Source organism: Bradyrhizobium sp. CER78, assembly GCF_029846235.1.
Taxonomy (GTDB): domain Bacteria; phylum Pseudomonadota; class Alphaproteobacteria; order Rhizobiales; family Xanthobacteraceae; genus Bradyrhizobium.
Map to the genome: position 1 here is coordinate 79,623 of NZ_JARVWP010000013.1, position 18,331 is coordinate 97,953.

At 63.4% G+C, this 18,331-nt stretch carries 16 protein-coding genes; 6 read left to right on the forward strand and 10 right to left on the reverse strand.

Annotation, left to right across the window (positions count from 1 at the left end):
• Positions 1 to 517 precede the first annotated feature (517 nt).
• Together QDT69_RS25675 and QDT69_RS25680 are read right to left on the reverse strand one after the other, a co-directional pair.
• Positions 518 to 877, reverse strand: coding sequence for a hypothetical protein (locus tag QDT69_RS25675; protein ID WP_279709264.1), 360 nt, complete (start codon positions 875 to 877; stop codon positions 518 to 520).
• A 289-nt stretch (positions 878 to 1,166) separates the two neighbouring features.
• The gene (locus tag QDT69_RS25680) at positions 1,167 to 2,468 is read right to left on the reverse strand and encodes a sorbosone dehydrogenase family protein (protein WP_279709265.1); all 1,302 of its coding nucleotides are present in this window, start codon (positions 2,466 to 2,468) and stop codon (positions 1,167 to 1,169) included.
• A 449-nt stretch (positions 2,469 to 2,917) separates the two neighbouring features.
• On the opposite strand from QDT69_RS25680, the gene QDT69_RS25685 reads away from it, so the two are divergent.
• Positions 2,918 to 3,211, forward strand: a complete 294-nt coding sequence (locus QDT69_RS25685) for a hypothetical protein (RefSeq protein ID WP_279709266.1) — start codon at positions 2,918 to 2,920, stop codon at positions 3,209 to 3,211.
• An 88-nt stretch (positions 3,212 to 3,299) separates the two neighbouring features.
• Here QDT69_RS25685 and QDT69_RS25690 read toward each other — a convergent pair whose 3' ends face one another.
• The 5 genes from QDT69_RS25690 to QDT69_RS25710 form a co-directional block, all read right to left on the reverse strand.
• Positions 3,300 to 4,571, reverse strand: coding sequence for a serine hydrolase (locus QDT69_RS25690; RefSeq protein ID WP_279709267.1), 1,272 nt, complete (start codon positions 4,569 to 4,571; stop codon positions 3,300 to 3,302).
• Positions 4,572 to 4,636: 65 nt separating this feature from the next.
• Entirely contained in the window at positions 4,637 to 4,828 is a 192-nt protein-coding gene (locus tag QDT69_RS25695) for a hypothetical protein (RefSeq protein ID WP_279709268.1), read from the reverse strand.
• A gap of 273 nt (positions 4,829 to 5,101) precedes the next feature.
• The gene (locus QDT69_RS25700) at positions 5,102 to 5,635 is read right to left on the reverse strand and encodes a hypothetical protein (protein ID WP_279709269.1); all 534 of its coding nucleotides are present in this window, start codon (positions 5,633 to 5,635) and stop codon (positions 5,102 to 5,104) included.
• A 112-nt stretch (positions 5,636 to 5,747) separates the two neighbouring features.
• The gene (locus QDT69_RS25705; protein ID WP_279709270.1) at positions 5,748 to 6,296 is read right to left on the reverse strand and encodes a DUF488 domain-containing protein; all 549 of its coding nucleotides are present in this window, start codon (positions 6,294 to 6,296) and stop codon (positions 5,748 to 5,750) included.
• Positions 6,297 to 6,307: 11 nt separating this feature from the next.
• A complete protein-coding gene (locus QDT69_RS25710; protein WP_074128806.1) occupies positions 6,308 to 6,517 on the reverse strand; it encodes a DUF2945 domain-containing protein in 210 nt (69 codons plus the stop codon).
• A gap of 347 nt (positions 6,518 to 6,864) precedes the next feature.
• Between QDT69_RS25710 and QDT69_RS25715 the strand changes: the two genes are divergently transcribed.
• From QDT69_RS25715 to QDT69_RS25735, 5 genes are all read left to right on the forward strand, one after another.
• Positions 6,865 to 9,306: an EAL domain-containing protein gene (locus tag QDT69_RS25715; protein WP_279709271.1), complete on the forward strand. Its 2,442-nt coding sequence runs from the start codon at positions 6,865 to 6,867 to the stop codon at positions 9,304 to 9,306.
• Positions 9,307 to 9,829: 523 nt separating this feature from the next.
• A complete protein-coding gene (locus QDT69_RS25720; protein ID WP_279709272.1) occupies positions 9,830 to 11,473 on the forward strand; it encodes a hypothetical protein in 1,644 nt (547 codons plus the stop codon).
• Positions 11,474 to 11,541: 68 nt separating this feature from the next.
• Positions 11,542 to 13,743 carry an AAA family ATPase gene (locus QDT69_RS25725; protein WP_279709273.1) on the forward strand — a complete coding sequence of 734 codons (2,202 nt, stop codon included), beginning with the start codon at positions 11,542 to 11,544 and terminating at the stop codon, positions 13,741 to 13,743.
• Positions 13,724 to 14,518 carry a hypothetical protein gene (locus QDT69_RS25730; RefSeq protein WP_279709274.1) on the forward strand — a complete coding sequence of 265 codons (795 nt, stop codon included), beginning with the start codon at positions 13,724 to 13,726 and terminating at the stop codon, positions 14,516 to 14,518. The genes QDT69_RS25725 and QDT69_RS25730 overlap by 20 nt, the downstream gene beginning before the upstream one ends.
• A 289-nt stretch (positions 14,519 to 14,807) precedes the next feature.
• The gene (locus QDT69_RS25735; RefSeq protein WP_279709275.1) at positions 14,808 to 16,124 is read left to right on the forward strand and encodes a tyrosine-type recombinase/integrase; all 1,317 of its coding nucleotides are present in this window, start codon (positions 14,808 to 14,810) and stop codon (positions 16,122 to 16,124) included.
• Between the two features lie 191 nt (positions 16,125 to 16,315).
• Here QDT69_RS25735 and QDT69_RS25740 read toward each other — a convergent pair whose 3' ends face one another.
• The 3 genes from QDT69_RS25740 to QDT69_RS25750 all read right to left on the reverse strand — a co-directional run bounded on the left by QDT69_RS25740 (position 16,316) and on the right by QDT69_RS25750 (position 18,330).
• A complete protein-coding gene (locus QDT69_RS25740; RefSeq protein WP_279709276.1) occupies positions 16,316 to 16,570 on the reverse strand; it encodes a hypothetical protein in 255 nt (84 codons plus the stop codon).
• 359 nt (positions 16,571 to 16,929) lie between these two features.
• A complete protein-coding gene (locus QDT69_RS25745; RefSeq protein WP_347952060.1) occupies positions 16,930 to 17,283 on the reverse strand; it encodes a helix-turn-helix domain-containing protein in 354 nt (117 codons plus the stop codon).
• A gap of 117 nt (positions 17,284 to 17,400) precedes the next feature.
• Positions 17,401 to 18,330 carry a ring-cleaving dioxygenase gene (locus QDT69_RS25750; protein ID WP_279709279.1) on the reverse strand — a complete coding sequence of 310 codons (930 nt, stop codon included), beginning with the start codon at positions 18,328 to 18,330 and terminating at the stop codon, positions 17,401 to 17,403.
• Between the last annotated feature and the right edge of the window lies 1 nt (position 18,331).

The window sequence follows — 18,331 nt, forward strand, 5'->3', positions numbered from 1 at the left end:
CACGCGGTCGCCGTCCGCGATCGCAGCAGCGTAGGACGGGTTAGCCACCGGGTCCGCGCAAAGCGCGGCCCGATGAAAGGCTCCGCGTAACCCGCCGCAACACTGCGCAATGGAGCCATGGCGGGTTACGGCTTCGCCTAACCCGCCCTACAAGACTGATTGCTCTACGTCGTCACTTGCCCCACGTCGCCCTCCTGATCCGCCCCTTGCCGCCGCATTTCTTGCAAGGCTCGGGATAGATTTTCCGTCCCGGCTCGCTCGGCTGCCTGACCTTCGGAAAGCCTGTCCCGTTGCACGCGTCACACTGCTCTTCATCGGAGATAAGGTGCTTCACCATCGAACGTCCCGGATTGAAAAAATCCGAAGCCCGCGGGCGCGGGCTTCCGCCACCATTACGAACGGCGGCGGGTCGCGGTTTCAGCTGCATGGCAGCCCTGCTGCGGCGGTGCATTCGAGAGGTCGAGGGAACGATAACGGGACGACCGCCGTTATCACGCTCTCCTTCTTGAACGCCGCGTCACTTCACCTTGAGCGCCTTCTCGTGGCTCTCGAGTGCCGCCGTCATCAGCTTCGGCAATTGCGCGGCATAGACCTCGATGAAGGTGGCATCGCCGCAGGCTTGCGGATCGCGCGCGGCCTGCTCGGCGACGCGCGCGGCCTTGGCCTCGCATTTCGCGAACATGTGCCAGAACCAATCCGGACTCTTGCCGAGCGACGGCTTGTGCTTCTTGATGACGGCGGCGCCGATCGCGCTCATCGCGTTGACGACGCCGGCGCCCAGCGTGCTGATGGCCCGCGCGTTCAGGATATCCTCGCGCGATTGCGCGGCGGCGTTGCTTGCGGTCGTTCGTGCGGTCGTTCGCGCCTTGGCCGGCATGCTCAAGCTCCTTGTCGATCCCTGCAGCCAACCAAGCATCGGCCGGGGAAGTTGAAGAAAGCTCAAGGGGCATGGTTGAGAACCGCTATGGAATTCATTCCGGTTTTATGCGCTTCCGAGCGATCGGGCCTGGAGGGGTTGTTGTCCCCTTCCCCCGCCGCGAAATCTGTCAGCGGCCGTTACCTTTTAGCGCCGTAGCGCCGGATCGGCGACGAGCCGGCCTGGACCGACGCGCTGCCGGAGGCCGATCGCAACTTCATGCAGTCGATCGGCAGGCCGCGTTGAAGGGCTACGCGCCCGTGACGCGCCAGATCACGTTGCCGACGTCGTCGGCCACCAGCAGCGAGCGATCAGGACCGATCGCGACGCCGACCGGGCGGCCGTAGGAGACCTTCTCGTCGGGCGCGAGAAAGCCCGACAGGATGTCGCGCGCCGGACCGGAGGGACGGCCGCTCTCGAACGGCACGAACACCACCTTGTAGCCCGACAGCGTCGAGCGATTCCACGAGCCGTGCTGGCCGATCACCATGCCGTCGGGGAAACCGGGCAGCGTACCCTTGGGCATCCAGCACAGGCCGAGCGAGGCGGTGTGGCCGCCGAGCGCATAATCCGGCTGGATCGCCTTGGCCACCATCGCCGCGTCCTGCGGCACGCGATCGTCCACCGTCTGTCCCCAGTAGCAATAGGGCCAGCCATAGAAGCCGCCGTCGCGCACCGAGGTCAGATAGTCCGGCGGCGTCTCGTCGCCGATGCCGTCGCGCTCATTGACGACGGTCCACAGCACATTCGTGGTCGGCTCCCATGCGAGCCCGACCGGATTGCGCAGGCCGCCCGCGAAGATGCGGCTGGTGCCGGCGACGAGATCGAGCTCATAGATCGCGGCGCGGCCTTGCTCGACCGCCATACCGTTCTCGGCGATGTTGCTGAGCGAGCCGACCCCGGCATAGAGCTGCTTGCCGTCGGCGCTCGGCAGCAGGCTGCGCGTCCAGTGCCCGTCGGGCTTGAAGGTGACGAGCTTGCGTCCCTCCGCCGTGATGCGATCGGCGCCCGCGGTGTAGGGAAAGGCGACCACGCCGTCGGTGTTGCCGACATAGAAGGTGTCGCCGATCAACGCCATGCCGAACGGCTGGCGCAATCCCTCCATGAAGGCACCGCGGCTCTCGGCGACCCCGTCGCCGTCGCGGTCGCGCAGCAGCGTGATGCGGTTGGCGCTGACGCCGAGCGCTGCGGCACGGCGCATCGTCGCCTGCATCGCATAGTGGAACACGCTGCGCGGTGTGCCTGCGATCTGCGTTGCCTCCGCGATCAGGACATCGCCGTTCGGCAGCACGTTGATCCAGCGCGGATGATCGAGCCCGGCCGCGAAGGCGTTGACCTTGAGCCCGGGCGCTGCGGTCGGAAGCTGGCCCTTGTCCCAGCCCCTGGCGGTCGGCATCTTCAGCGTCGGGATCGCGCCCTGCGATTTCGCCGCCGGAATCTGCGGCGCGCTGCCCCAGGCGGGCGCGGGCTGCGCGCCCTGCATCCGCCGCCACGCCACGGCGCCGGCCCCGATCGCCGCGACGACGCGGGCAAAAACTCCAGACGTGCTCATGAACTTCCCCTGTTATTCGCGCCGGTTATTGCGCGTTGTTATTGCCTTGCCGGCCGGCCGCGGCCCGCAGCAGCATTCGCATAATGCCGGCCCTGATGACAGTAGTTATACGATCTTCGCAGCCGCACTCGAATCGAGGAGACTGGTTGCACGCTCCCTTGTCAGAGCGTGTTCCTCCCTGAGACCTTGCCCGCCCCGGTCGGCGGGCTTCCTTTTACGAACCGCCCAGCTCGGGCGCAGCTTGCTGTGGACCGTTATAGCTGGAAAAGCATAGCGATCCAGCGAATGCATGCGACCGGGCAGAGCCGGCGCGCCAATCTCACAGCGCAAGGCACTTCACCAAATCCTGATCCCAGCTCCGTGCAAATTCCCCTTCGTCAGCTGCATGGCGGATCAGGAACGCTGGTCCGCGGCGGTCGTTGGTGGCGACACCAGCAAGGAGTGTATGAATGCAACGGAACACCAAGATTCTGGCTCTGGCCGCGGCGTCGCTGATCGCAACGACGGCGGGTGCGTTCGCGCAGGGCTATTATCCGTATGGCAGCCCCAGCACACGGTACTATGGCGGCCCGCGCTACGGTGCCCAGCCGTATGTGATGTACAACCAGGTGGAACCGGGCTGGTACGGCTATGGCACGATGAATGGCAGCAATCATCCGACGCCGAGCTCGACGCAGGGCGATGTTGGCCCTGAAGGGAACAACAACGGCACGCTGACCGGCCCCTACTATCGACAGTGGTGACCCCCAATGTGAGGCCCGTCGCTCGAGTTGAGCGACGGGCCTTTTGCTGTTCCGCAGGTGTTGATGACCGGCGTCGCAGCGAGGCGGCTTATTTCACCATCGCGCCGTAGACGATGTCCTGCACATTCTCGCGATAATATTTGCGCAGCTCGCCGGGCGCTGCGGTTCCGACCACCACGACGAGGCGCTCCTTCGGATCGCAGAAGAACTGCGTGCCATAGGCGCCGTTCCAGGTGAACTCGCCGGGATTGCCCGGCACCGACGACAGCCCTTCACTGGTACGCACCGCGACCGCCAACCCGAAGCCGAATCCTGCGCGATGCGGCTCGACCGCGGCGACGTTGTTCTTGATCTCGGTCCCGAGATGGTTCGACGTCATGTGATGCACAGTTTGCGGACTGAGGATGCGCTTGCCGTCGAGCTCGCCGCCATTGAGCAGCATCTGTCCGAAGCGGACATAATCGCCGACGGTGGCGAACGAACAGGCGCCGCCGCAATCGAACCTGGTCGGCGTATCGAGCAGCTTGATCGCTTGCGGCTTGCCGGTCAGCGGATCGTTGGGGAACGGCCGTGCCAGCCGCGCACGCTGGGCATCGCTCGGGTGGAACGTCGCCTCCTTCATGCCGAGCGGCTTCCAGACATTGGCGGCAAGATAGTCGCCGAGCCGCTGGCCGGAAACCTTCTCGACGACGGCGCCGAGCACGTCGATCGAGAAGCCGTATTCGAACTCGGTGCCGGGCTGATGCACCAGCGGCAGCTTGCTGATGCGGTCGATGAAGGCCGCCGTGTCGCCTTCGACTGCCGGCGCGGTGCCGTCGGGATAGAGCCGGGCCAGCGCGCTCGCGCTGTCGGGTCGGCCGCCATACATCAGGCCGGAGGTGTGGCGATAGAGATCGTGGATGAAGATCGGCCGCGCCTGCGGCTCCATCGTCAACGAGCCGTCGGCCTGCTGCGCGCCGACCTTCATGTCGGCGAATGCCGGATAATACTCGGCGACCTTCGCCTGCAGCGGCAACCGTCCCTGCTCCATCAGCGTGAGGCCTGCGACCGCCGCCATCGGCTTGGTCATCGAGGCCAGCGCGAACACGGCATCGATCGGCATCGCCGTGCCCTTGACCGGATCGAGCTGGCCATAGGCCTTGTAGTGCACGAGCTTGCCGTCACGCGCGATCGCCACCACGGCGCCGGGCACGCGCTTGGCCGCGATCTCGCGCGCGAAGAAGTCGTCGAGCCGCGCCAGCCCCTGGTCCGAGAAACCGGCCTGGTGCGCCGAAGCTTCCGGAAGCGGCGGCGCGGCATGGGCGATGTTGCAAGCAAGACACGTGGCGGCGGCAGCCGCGGCAATGACGATCTTTCGCATTGTTTCCTCACCGGGGACCGCGGGCGATTGTTATGTGGTTCGCGGCCCGCGCCGGCAGGATTAGATCACGCCGGCAGGGGCGACAAGGCGCGGCGGCGCGCGGCCGTTTCACGCAGGCGCATATCTCCTTGCGTGAAGAACGGCTCGACCTCGTGCTCGAACGTCTTCAGCGCGGCGCCGATCGCCTGGTGCATGTCGAGATATTTGTAGGAGCCGAGCCGGCCGCCGAAAATGACACTCGGATGCGCGGTCGTCATGGCTTGATGCCAGCACCTACGAAGTCCACTACGCGACCGCCGTGATCACCGGCAAGCTCGGCACCGGCTACTGGAAGCGCAGCGTGGAGTGAGGCGCGCAGCGCCATGCTGCACGTCTCGTCTAGCGCGTTGCGATCGCCGCTGTCGGAGATACCGTTTGGGCCGTTTCATCTCCCGGTGATTCCGTTCCCAACTCAATCCACCCGGTTGCTCATCTTGCATCCAGTTGATGGTAGCCGCGCATCCGACCAACTCGAGGCTTTCGCATATTCCTCAACTCCCATCTTGCTGCGCGGATTGTGCTGGCGCCACATCGGACCATGCGGTGCTTGGAAGTTGTCCATCAATCCAGCTGATCAGAGAGGATCGAAATTTGCACAAATTTCCATCGATGAATCCCCGACGTCCGGTCATCCCGATGTTCCATTTGTCTAGGAATATCGAATGGACGCTGCTTCCTGACTGATCAAGAAACACAATCTCCCATCGGAGGTCCGGTGGATCAGACAGTTCGGCCGGGTTCAATCTCTTCAGAACTCGCTCCAATTCCAGCTGGCGCTGCTCCGTTATGACAATCGAGCCGTGTGCGTGGGGATACTTTCGAAACTCCTCGCGCCTGACACCGATAAAGGTGTTGAGATCATCCGGAATTCGACGGACGTCAATTCGTTCAATCCGTCCTGCCGACAGCTCTTCCTGAATCGACTTGGTTGACCTATTCGCCGCATCGATATCGCATGCGAGCACCAAGCCAGGAAAGCTGCAGAGAGAGCACAACAACACACCAGCGAATTGGGTCAATGCCATCCTGCGTTCTCATCGATCAGTTGCGTCATTGACACGATACGACGTGGCGCAATTTTGCAAGCGCAAACGCTTTTCCCGATCATGCCTTACCGGCTGCAAGCGTCGCCACCTCTTATAGATCCAGTTGCCCCGTCGCCGGATAGACCACCGTCCCATCGCTCTGCACGACGGCGCCGTCAGTGAGCCGGGCGGGCTCGAGCCGCCCCTCCCCCATGATGTGGACGACGCTCTCTCCGGCCGCGATCAGATAGTCGGAGACGATGCGGCGGTGGCAGCGCCACCACACCGCTTCGGAGCACATCATCGCGCAGCGCTGACCGTGACCCTCGTCGCGCAAATGCTGCAGGCCTGCGTGAAACTGCGGCGACAGCGCATAGTCCGCGTAGTTGTGAAAGCTCTCGTTGCTCCAGAAGCCATTGACCGAAGGCGGCACGCTGCGCGCCTTGCCGCGCAGCCCGCCGAGATCGGCCAGATGCTCATACGAGATACCGACGGCCTCAAGCGAACCGGGAAGCGTGTCCTTGTTGAACTGCGGATTGGTGCGCGAGCGCGGCACCGTCCTGATGTCGACGACACGGTCGATGCCGGCCGCGGTGAGGACGGCGATGAAATCCTCGAGACTGCGGTTCGAATGACCTATCGTGAAGAACGGAAGCGCCACGCGCGCCTCTGCTACGCAGGATGCAGCGCGCTGCCCTTGTGGGCCGCGACATGATCGGTCTTGTCGCTCTTGATCTCGTATTGCGGATCGGCCTCCGAGGCGCGGTGCATGTGCCCCTTGTAATCGAAATCACGCGTGTGAACCCTGATGATGGTGCCCGAGACGTGGCCGGCCTCGGAATTCCAGCTGACGTGATCGCCGACCTTGAATCTCCTGGTCATTTTTCAAGCGTCCTTCGTGCGCGGGATGCCAAGGCCTTGAGCAAGGCATTGAGCTACCGCGGCAACAAAGAGTTTCATCCAGGTTAAGTTCCTCGCGTACCTAATGCCGGTTGCAGGATTCACCGATACTATACCAAATCTGCGGAAGCTCCCCCGACTGTGACCTGCATCGCTCCAAGGTTGTCGTGCGATATGCTAACGAGTTTGCCGCGTAAATTGTACGCTGGCGTTTTGGTTGGGGACCGATGGCCGCTCGTAAACTGCCGCAAGGGCAGGCCCTCACGCGGGTAGCGCGTCGACGCTGGAATGAGGAACGGTCGCTGCGGTGCGCCATCAGGATGGCCCGCATGGGGTACTGGGAATCGCACAGTGCCACCGCGACCGATGTCTGGATATCGCCCGAATTCGCCTCGTTCTACGAATTCAAGACGGTCGACGGCTTCATCCCCATCGCCACGGTGCGCGAGCGCTATTTGCCCGAAAGCCGGAAGGTTCTGGAGGCGCATTACGCAGCCTGTTGGGCGGAGGGGCAGCCCTATGCGGTGCAGACGCGGCTGCGCAGGTCCGACGGCAGCGTGCTCGACTGCGTGGTGCAGGGCGAGCCGGAATTCGACGCGGGCGGTCAGGTCCGGCGCGTGTCCGGCATTGTCCGCGACGTCACGGAGGAAACCTCCGCGCTGCGCCGCCTGGCCGAGAGCGAGCAACGGCTGGCTGATTTTGTCTCTACCGCCTCGGACTGGTGCTGGGAAAGCGCCCCCGACCATCGGTTGCTGCCCTATCCCAAATCGCTTCCCGGCAATGCGGCCTTCCAGACAGTGGCCTCCGGCGGGAAGGCACGCTGGGAGCTGGCTTATGCGGCCGAGGACGCGGAGGGCATGGCGCAGCACCGGGCCGACATGGAGGCCCATCGCCCTTTTCGTGACTTCATCTATACGTTGATCGGCAAGGACGGGTCGCGCGTCAGCATCTGCACCAGCGGCAAGCCGATCTACGCCGACGACGGCAGCTTTCTCGGCTATCGCGGCACGGCCAGCGACATCACCCAGCTCAGGGCGGCCAAGGCGTTGCTCGACCAGCGCACGCGGGCACTGGAGGAAGCCCACCGGCTCGGCAAGATCGGCACCTGGAGCTACCGGCTCGACACCGGCCGCACCACCTGGGCGCCCGAGCTCTATCAGCTGCTCGGCTTCGACCCCGACACGTTTGCGCCGACCGATGAGAACATCACGCCACGTTTCCTGGGCGGCGATGCCGATCGCTTCCGCGAGGTGCAGAAACGGGTGCTCCGCACCCGCACGACCGAGGCCACGGACCTGCGCATCCTGCACGCCGACGGCACCGCCCGCGATCTGGCCGTCATCTGCAAGGCGGAGGTCGCCCACGACAAGGTCATCGGCATCATCGGCACCGTGCAGGACGTCACCGAGCGCAAGGAGGCCGAGCGCCAGCTCGAGCAGCTCGCCTACAGCGACCCGTTGACCGGGCTTGCCAATCGCGCGCTGTTCACTCGCCAGCTCGCCGCGATGATCGAGGGCTGCACCGTGGAAGGCCGGGGCGGCGCGCTGCTGCTGATCGATCTCGATCGCTTCAAGGAGGTCAATGATTCCCTCGGCCATGCCGCCGGCGACAAATTGCTGATCCAGGTGGCGGCGGCGCTGCGGCAGGATCTGGGGCCGCGCGCCTTGATCGCCCGGCTCGGCGGCGACGAGTTCGCCGTGCTGGCGGAGGGACGCAGCATGTCCGACGCCGCGCTGACCGGGCTTGCCAACCGGCTGATCGGCAGGCTGTCGGTCCCGGTCGATCTCACCGAGGGCGAGGCCGTCGTCGGCGCCACCATCGGCATCGCCCGCCTGCCGGAGCATGGCGCGACGGCCGAGACGGCCGTGCGCAACGCGGACCTCGCGCTCTACATGGCCAAGGAGGCCGGGCGGGGCCGGGCCCAGCTGTTCGAGCCGGTCTATGCCCAGGCGGTCGATCAAAGGCTCGATCTCGGCCGGCATCTGCGCCACGCCGTGGAGGCCGGCACGCTGGAGGCCCATTACCAGCCGCAGCTCGACCTGCGGACCGGCCGCGTCACCGGCTTCGAGGCACTGCTGCGCTGGACCCATCCCGAGCGCGGGCCGATCTCGCCGGCGGAGTTCATCCCGATCGCCGAAAGCTCCGGGCTCATCGTCGATCTCGGCCTGTGGGTGCTGCGCGAGGCCTGCCGGCAGTGCCGCGCCTGGCTGGATGCCGGGCTGCCGCCGCGCACCGTCTCGGTCAATGTCTCGCCGGCGCAGATCTGGAACGTGGATTTCGAAACGGCCGTCGCGGCCGCGCTGGCGGAGACCGGCTTCCCGGCGGAGCTGCTCTGCCTGGAGCTGACCGAAAGCCTGTTCGTGGATCATACCGAGCAGCGGATCAGCCGCACGCTGACGGCGCTCTCCGATCTGGGCGCCCGGCTGGCGCTGGATGATTTCGGGTCGGGCTATTCCTCGCTCGGCTATCTGACGCGCCTGCCCTTCGACTGCCTGAAGGTGGACCGCGCCTTCGTGGACGGCATTTCCACCGCGCCGGAGAAGCGCAAACTGCTCGGCGGCATCATCGCGCTGTCGCATGGGCTCGGCATGACCGTCGTGGCGGAGGGCGCCGAGTTGCCGGCCGAGGTCGACGTGCTCGGCGGGCTCGATTGCGACCTGGTGCAGGGCTTCGTGTTCTCCCCGCCGATCGCCGCCGACAAGGCGCCGCTGGTGGCCGCCGGCATCGAGCGCGAAGCGTACCGGATCCAGCCGAGAAGGAATCGGCTCTAGGGTTTGGCACTGCGGGGGCAGGAACCGTGCAGGATCGCTCCAAGCCAGCGGAATTTCAGGCAACAATTCAAATAGTTAAACCCTTGGCATTCATGGAATCTGAGGGGTACTACGGGTTGAGAGTTCAAATCGCCGTGTGCGCCTTGCGCGCGTCAACCAGAGGGCGCATTTCCTTTAGCGTCCGATGCCAAGCCCCTTGCATCAATCCAGAACAGGCCCACGACGATTCAATCGAACCAGACCGGGCATGAAGCGACAAAGCAGCCATCAACAATGAGCTTCCCGCCGGGCTGAAACTCTCAGCAATCATAAAACGATGCGTACACAATGTTGCGACTTCGTTTGGTTAAACGTTCTAATTGCACCTCCCTATGGTTGTGCGACTGAGGAGTCGCATCTAGCTTCCGCGCCGGCCGGAATTTTCATGTGAGCTGCCCAAGCACGATTTCCCGCAACGCGGCCTGAACGCCCGCGCTGCACATGCGGCTCCGTTTCGGAGTCGCCCCACCTGGAGACGACTGCAATGTCTACCTCTGCATCCCCGAAACTCGCGGAATCGACCGCCGTCAACGAGGCCATCAAGGCGCGGATGGCGCCGAAGCAGGCAACGCAGGCCGCGCCTGTCGACATCACCGCCAATCCCGTGGCCAAGATCGTCTTCAATCCCGAAGTCACGCCGGAGGAGCGCAGCCGCCAGATCGGCGCCCTGCTCTCGCCGGACCTTGCCGAAGAGTGCAAGGCTTCGGTCAAGCAGCTCGAGGCCTACAAGGAATATCTGGCGCAGCAGCGCACGCTGATGCAACGCAAGCTGATCGAGCTGTCGTCGACGTCTGTCTTCGCCAAGATGAAGCAGACCTTCGCGGACATGAACAAGGGCGTGCTGGACTTCCGCGAGATGATCCGGCCGCTGGTCGACAATCTCGATGCGCTCTACACGCTGCGTACCGCCGGCGACAACGTCGTGCTGGATACCTTCGCGGAGATCGAGGAGGATCGCAAGCGTGAGGCCGATTGGGACCGCCGTACCTCGGAGGTCGAATCCCAGGCGCGGCAGGCGACCTCCGACAAGGAGATGCTCGAGCGCGACATCGCCAAGCTGAAGACGCAGACCGGCCTGTTCGGCGGCATCAAGAAATCCGCCCAGGCCGAAATCGCGGCCAAGGAGCTCTTGATCGCCAAGCTGATCGAAACTCTGAAGACCTCTCGCGACAAGGCGCAGGCGATCATCACGGAGAAGGCAGAGCACGACGCCAAGCAGGGCAAGTTCAAGGCCGAGAAGGACCAGGTCCGCAAGATGCTCGACATCTCCGGCCCGGAGCACGTCAAGCGCGTCGAGGGCATCATCAAGGCCGCGCTCGACTACATCGACAAGTCGCAGGTCACGGTCTCGGAGCTGCGCGACGAGCTCGGCGGGATCGAGGGGCAGGCCGATAAGCTGGTCAAGATCAACTCGCAGATGATCACGGTGGTCGCGATCCTCGACAAGGGCATCGACCTCGCCTCCGCGGCGAACAAGGAGAAGGTGCAGGCGCTGTCGACCGCGCGCGAGGGCGAGGATACCCTTGCCCGCCTCGAGCGCGAGCGGAAGAAGAACGATTTCGAGCGCCACGTCACCGCGCTGCTGGACAGCGGGCGCGGCACCAAGAAGACCGTCGCCGATCTCGAAAAGGACGCGGTCGACGCCAACACGTTCCACGACGCCCTCGGCAAGCAGAACGTCAATTTGCGCGAGCTCTCCAGCGACGGCATCGCCAGCGTCGCCACCAGCCTGAACACCACGATCCAGGCGCTCAACAACTCGGCGCTCAACGAAGCCTCGGAGAGCGTGCGCGATTCGATGCGGGCGATGAATGCGGTGACCGACGATGTCGCCAACAAGGAGGTGATCCGTCAGGCGCTGCAGGTCGACGAGGCCTCCAAGCGGATCATGGAGAAGGTCGAGTCGATGTCGAACATCGCCGAATCGCTGCAGGCCGCCAACAAGCTGCGCGAAGACGGGCTCTCCAACATCCAGAGCCGGCTCGGCGAGCTCAGCGATGTCACCGCCACGGTCCGCGCGCGATTGCAGGAGAGCATCGGCATGGACGCCAAGGAACCCGGCGCGTCGGCGGCTGCGGCGGCGCCGAAGCCGGTCGACGACAAGGAGATCACGTTCGGGCAGATCTGAGCTTGCTTCCCGGACCGGCAATGCCGGTCCGGGCCTTCCCGCGTGCAGCCTGACCGATGGACATCCCCATGGCCGACAATTTTCTGATCGCCGGCAGCGACATGCTCGCCAACCGGAAGAACTTCAAGCTGGTTGGCCGCGCGGAGAAGTTCGAGGAACTGTGCACTATCCTCACGCGGATGGAAGCCAACAGCGTGATCGTCTCCGGCCCGAGCGGCGTCGGCATCACTACGCTGGCGCTGGCTCTGCAGGCCCGCAAGGCCGACGCCGACGCGCCGTTCGACATCGTCAACAAGCGGCTGTTCTGGCTCGACACCGACGGCCTGTTCGGGCTCGGCGACAACGACGCCATCGTCAAGCAGTTCAAGGCGATCTTCGCCATCCTGAACCGCACCCCCGACAGCGTCCTGATTGTCGAGGATACGCTCGATCTGATCGACGCGCTGCGCAACAGCGGGCTGATGCACATCGTCAACGCGTTGACGGCGATGGTGAAGGCGAAGAAGACGCAGGTCTTCCTCGAGGTGCGCGAGGCCGACCTGACCCAGGTCCTCAAGTGCCATTCCGATTTCCGCGATCATTTCACGCTGATGGATCTGACCGAGCCGGCCGGCGCCGAGCTCGAGGAGATCGCGTTGCACGGCGCGAAAGATCTCGAAGAGAGCTACGAGGTCCGGATCGATCCGGCGGCGGTCAAGGCCGCCATCGACATGACGAGCAAGTATCGCTCGCTCGACACCGGGCTCACCGCGGCGCAGCCCGCCCGCACCCGCACCCTGCTCGATCGCGGCATGGCGCGCTATCTGCTGCGGGCGCATTCGACGCCGCCGCTGCTCGCGGAGCTCGAGGCGGAGCTGGCGCGTCTCACCGCCAGCGGAGCCCCGCCCGGCAGCGAAGCAAAGGCCGCCGCCGTGCGCGCCGCGATCGCGCGCCACAAGGCCGAGTTCGCGGAATACCAGGCCAGGATCAAGGGCTACTACGCGGCGCAACGCGAGGGCGAGAAGTCGATCGCGCATATGGAGGCGCAACTGCGCACCCTCGAGGACGAGGAGAAAAAGCGGCACCTCGACGAGCCCGCCGGCAAGGCCTCCGCCGGCGATGCCGACTTCGACCTGATCGCCAGGGCGTCCGGCTATGCGACGCCCGAGATTCTCCAGCTGCGCGGCGACATCGCGCGGACCCAGGCGGCCGTCGACGAGAACCGGGTGAGGTACAAGGCCGTCACCAAGGAGATCAACGACCGGCTGCTGTTCACCGCTGACATGGTGATCGACGAGTTCTCGCTGATCTCCGGCATCGATGCCTCCAAGCTCAAGCAGAACGACGCCGTCAAGCTGCTCAACCTGCACGGCTCGCTGAAGCGGCGCGTGTTCGGTCAGGACGACGTGCTCGACCACGTCGATCGCGCGGTCAAGGTCTGGCGGCGGGGGCGGCGCACCGACCGGCCGCTGCCGTTCCTGTTCTGCGGCGCCAGCGGCGTCGGCAAGACCGAGGTCGCCAAGGGGCTGGCGGAAGCGCTGTTCGACACCGACAAGGCGTTGAACCGCTACGACATGGGCGAGTTCATGGAGAAGAACGACGTCACCAAGCTGATTGGCGCGCCTCCGGGCTATGACGGCTTCGCGGCCGGCGGCGAGATGACCAATTCGGTGCGGGCCAATCCGTATCAGGTCATGCTGTGGGACGAAATCGAGAAAGCTCACCCCGACATCTTCAACATCTGCCTCAACATCCTCGACGACGGGCGTTGCCGCGACAATCTCGGCCGCAAGGTCGAGTTCGGCGATGTGGTGATGCCGATGACCACCAATATCGGTGCGGATCATGCGCTGCGGGTCGGCCCCGGTCCCGGCGATCTGAGCCAGGAAGAAGCCTATGAGCTCACCATCCGCGACCTGAAGAAGGCGTTCCGGACCGAATTCCTGAACCGCTTCGAGGGACGCGAGAACATCATCCTGTTCCACAAGCTCAACATGGACACGATCGAGAAGATCGTGTTCCGCGAAATCTCGCGCATCAACGCCTTCTACGCGGCGCAATCGATCGAGGTGCGCTTCCCGGAGGCCGAGCTGCGCGAGTTCTGCGACAAGACCTATTCGCCCGAGATCGGCGCCCGCGGCCTGCCGGGGCGGATCAAACGCATCGAGGCCATGATCGTCGACAAGACGATGGCGGACCCCGCCTTCACCGGCACGCTCGACATCGGCTTCGATGCGACGAGCCGCCATTTCACGTCGAGCTGGATCCCCCATGACCGAAAAGCCGCATGACGACGCCAACGCGTTGCTGGACGGCATCGACAAGACGCTGTCCGACTTCAAGACCAAGGCCTACGAGGCCAAGAAGTCCTACGACCAGTCCGAGCTCGGGCGCGCCCATCGCGACCTGACCGTGCTCGGCCGGTTTTGGTCGCAGTTCGTCCGCTCCTGCGGATGGATCTACCTGACGCTGATCGCGCCGGTCACCTGGCGGCTCTACCGCTTCGTGCGATGGACATTCGCCGGCTACCGCTCGCTCTGGGCGCGCTGCGTCTACGCCAAGGACGCCTATGGCGATCCGGAATTCAGCAAGGCGCGCGGCGGCGTCATGATCCTGGCGACGATCGCCGTCTGCTACCTCGTCTATGGCGCGGTGACGGTCGCGGCGACCCTGCCCTGGTACCTGGCCACGGTGCGGCACGATGAGCAGCTGTATCTGTCCAATTCGCAGAACCTCTCCGGTTCGCAGACCGAAGGCCTCGAGGTCCACGAGGTCTATGGCTGCGAGACGCTGCCCTGCACCGAGCAGAACACCGTGACCTTCCGGGTGCGCTCGACCTGGTTCAACGAGCTCTGGAGCATCCTCCACCACGGTTCGCTGTTCTATCCCGGTTACGTCGCCGCCGCCGTCAGCCCGGTGCTGAACCGCTGCGTCATCACCTCCTACGGTGTCCGCCGGAAATTCCTGGTGCGATCCTGGGAGCTCTATCCCGACCTCGTGCAGGTCGAATGCATGCCGACCGGCGGAGACGGAGGCAAGGCGATCGACAACAAGGACTATCGGTAGGTAGCGGAGTCCACCGATGCGCGAGCCATCAGTTCATCCAAGCTACGGGCCAATCTGCCGTGAGGTGGATGGAGCCTAAGGGACCGAGAAGTCCGTCTTCGCTTTCGCTTCGCTCAAGCTACGCCGGACACGCTTCGCCATCGTCATCTTGCGCGGCTCCGCCACGCGTAGCCCGCAAGGGCGAAGCGTGGCGCCCAGGGAGGGAATCAAACGCAACCACCGACACGAAGAACCGCTGTTTGTCCTTCGTATGGTGGCGTGAGCGCTTGGCACGGTGGGGGAGCTTGGCGTGCATTGGCGTCGCCTCGATGCCGAAGCGCATCTGGGCTATCGCAAAGGAAAACGGGGTGGCGTTTGGCTTGTCCGCTGGCGCAATCACCACGAAGGCGGCAATTACAAACAGGCGCCAATTGGCATCACCAATGACATCAATGACAGGCCCGCCGACGGAATTCTAACCTTTGAACAGGCCGTCAGAACGGCTCGGGAGGCGGTAGCTCGAGCCAGAACAGAAGCCGCGGCACAGGCGGCGGGCCCGGCGCCCACCGTGCGATCGGCCGTAGAAGCCTACGTCAAGGATCGAGATGCTCGAGAAAGACGCCGAACAGGTCGCGACGTCCAATCCGACGCCGGTACGAAGCTTCGGCGCTACCTCCTTGGTCAGGAAAAGCGCGGCAATCAGGAAGCTATGGACGCTGCTCCTCTCGCATCGGTGCATCTGCATGCCTTGAATGAAGCCGACTTGATAGTTTGGCGTGAGGGTTTACCGGCGGACTTAAAGGTCACTACCAAGCAGCGGTTCGTCAATGACCTCAAGGCTGCACTAAATGCCGCGTGGCCGCGGCTTTCCGCAGATCGGAAGAAACTAAACCCGGCGTTCCTCGCCATTGTGAAGGCCGGCTTTAAAGCCGAGCGGATCGATGATGATGACCTGTCGGTCGCTCGGGATAACCAGATTCTCACGGATGAGAAAGTTGGCGCGATCCTTCAGGCTGCGTGTGAAGTCGATCAGGAGCAAGGATTCGATGGCGATCTATATCGGATCATCGTATGTCTGGCCGCGACGGGCGCGCGGTATGCCCAGGTCAGGCGAATGCGCGTAGGCGACGCCCAGGTTTCTGCACGGCGTCTGATGCTGCCGGGTTCCTACAAAGGGCGTGGCGGCAACAGCGGCTCAGACCCGGTTCCAGTGGGTGACGACGTGATTGAGGTGCTTTCACCCGCAATCGTCGGGCGGCCAAGCGATGCACCTCTTTTCGAGCGGTGGATCCATGAACAGGAGCCGGGAGGTATCGCGTGGAAGAAGTCTGAACGCGGTCCGTGGAAAAGAGCCGAACTTGCACGTCCTTGGAAGGCCATTCGCGAGCGCGCCGGTATGCCGGAGGTGATCCCCTATGCTTTGCGGCACTCGAGCATCGTGCGCGGTCTCCGAAAGGGCTTGCCCATCCAACAGGTTGCCAAATTGCACAACACCTCGGTCAAAATGATCGAGCGGCATTACGCGAAATACATTGCGACCGCCTTGGAAGACCTTGCAAGGGCGGCAGTTGTGTCCCTGGTACCGCGGCGTGATGGAAATGTGGTGTCAATGCGGAAACGCGCGTAAGGGATCGTCCTGCTATCTTGATCAAAATCATTCGTCTGGCCGTCGCGTGCGGCCGCTGGGATAGGGCGTCTGCTAGGTGATCTCCAGTCTCCCTGAATGCAATTTGTCGCTTCGCAAAACAGCCGGACATCAGATTGGACGTCCGGCTGTTTTTCACGTCTCGATTGACCCTACGACCAATCAATTGCCAATCACGGCTCGCAGGGAATGTTGCTGTCGCTCCACGGCGCGGTGGCAAATGCACCAACACGCGGAGCCGGCACACATACGCGCCCTTCAGTATCCGCGTCCGGGACGTACACAGCGCTTCGCGTCGTCTGCTGCGCGAGCGATCGGACGCTCGGCACGGTCTGCTGCGCGACCGCTCGGCTCTCGCGAGCCATTGCCGGAGCCGAGATCGTGGTGACCGCCAGCAACAGCATCGAGAGATTTTTGAGATTCGACATCGATGTTCTCCATAAGTGAGTGAATGAGGGTCGGATGAGTGGACCCACTGCGAGTAGTACGTGGTTTGACGAGCGGCGGCTTTGCCTGGATTGATGACGCTTTGTCACTTCTTGCTGTCAGCCCCACAGCGCGAATACCACTCGCAACGTGCGGCGTGGAACGCGCACATGCGACCTCAACTCTATCGCCCGGGTCCGTAGCGCTTGATCACGATTGCCCGAAAAGCAGCCTCGCGCGACCAGATTCTAATTCCGGTAGTTAGGAAGATGCCAGAACCGTCGCAGCGCTCCATCGCATTTCGTGGTGTTTTGGTCTGTAACGCGCGAAGCGCAACGGAGGCGTCAGTGTCAGCCTCCTGCTAAAGCTCGAGATCGGAAAAGGAGCCCGTCACTTCGTACAGTTGAGATCTAACCGCCTGGCGATATTGGTCCGGTGCATGACCTGTCGCCTGCCGGAAGGCCCGCTTAAAATTGGCTTGGCTGGAGGAGCCGAGCGAAAGCGCAATGTCGACTATCGAGCGTTCGCAGCTTGTCAAAAGAGCTTTCGCGCGCTCAAGGCGCCTAACGCTGACGAAACGATGCGGCGTTTGCCCGGTGGCCTGCCTGAAAGCGCGTGCAAAGTGGTGTAGGCTCCAGCAGCGACGCCTCTGCGTCGCGCAATCGAGGCGCCAGAAGATACCCAAGAAGTACGATTTCGATGAATTCAGGAACAAGAACGTCCTGGTCGTCTCGACTAGGTGGATCCTGCCATATTCCGCCGAACTCTGAATTAAGAGTCCTGACCACTCGGCGCCAGTTGCCCGACTGGTTTGCGGTATTGACCGTCTTGTCTACGCTTCGAGGGCGGGCAACACTCTTTCGATCTCACTACGCCGCGCCTCGAGAAAACTCGGGAGCTTCAAATTGCGTCCAAGCGTCTCGACCGATTCATCGACGGCGAACCCCGGAATATCAGTTGCTATTTCGAACAGAACACCGCCGGGCTCACGGAAATAGATCGAGCGGAAATAGTTGCGATCCTTCTGCTCTGTCGGGTGTCTTTGATGTCCCGATATCAGCTTGCCCACCATCACAGCCTGCTCCGCATCATTCACCGCGCGAAAGGCGATGTGATGCACCGAGCCGAGCCCCTGATGACCTCGTGCGATTCCCTTTTTCTCCTGGAGGTCGATCAGACAGCCCTTCGATTCGCCCGACGCAGCGAACCGGATCAGCGTTCCTTCGCGACCTACCTCGCGAAAGCCAAGAACATCGGTCAATATCGCGCCTGTCTTTTCAGTGCTATCGAGCACAAGTGTCGCGCCATGGAAACCACGGATCGCATGTTCCTGGGGAATATCGTCATTGTTCCAGGCGGGCTCGCTTTCGGCGCCGACGACCCCGACGAGCATGAGACGCATTCCGTCCGGGTCAGAGAACGGCAGGATCCGCTCGCTGAAGCGTGTCTCCATGGCTTGGCAAGCGACTCCCCTTTCAGCAAGCCGCTTCGTCCAGTAGTCGAGCGATGATACCGGTACGCGAAAAGCGGTCTGATGGACCTCTCCGCCGCCTCGCGAACCTGCTACCGCTTTCGGCCAGACGAAAAAGGTTAGAATGGTGCCTGGACTTCCGGTCGCATCACCGAAGTAGAAGTGATAGGTCGAAGGATCGTCGAAATTGACCGTCTTCTTGACAAATCGCAGGCCGAGATCTCGCGTATAAAAGTTGAAGTTCTTGGCCGGATCACCGGCAATAGCCGTCACGTGATGGATGCCAGGCATT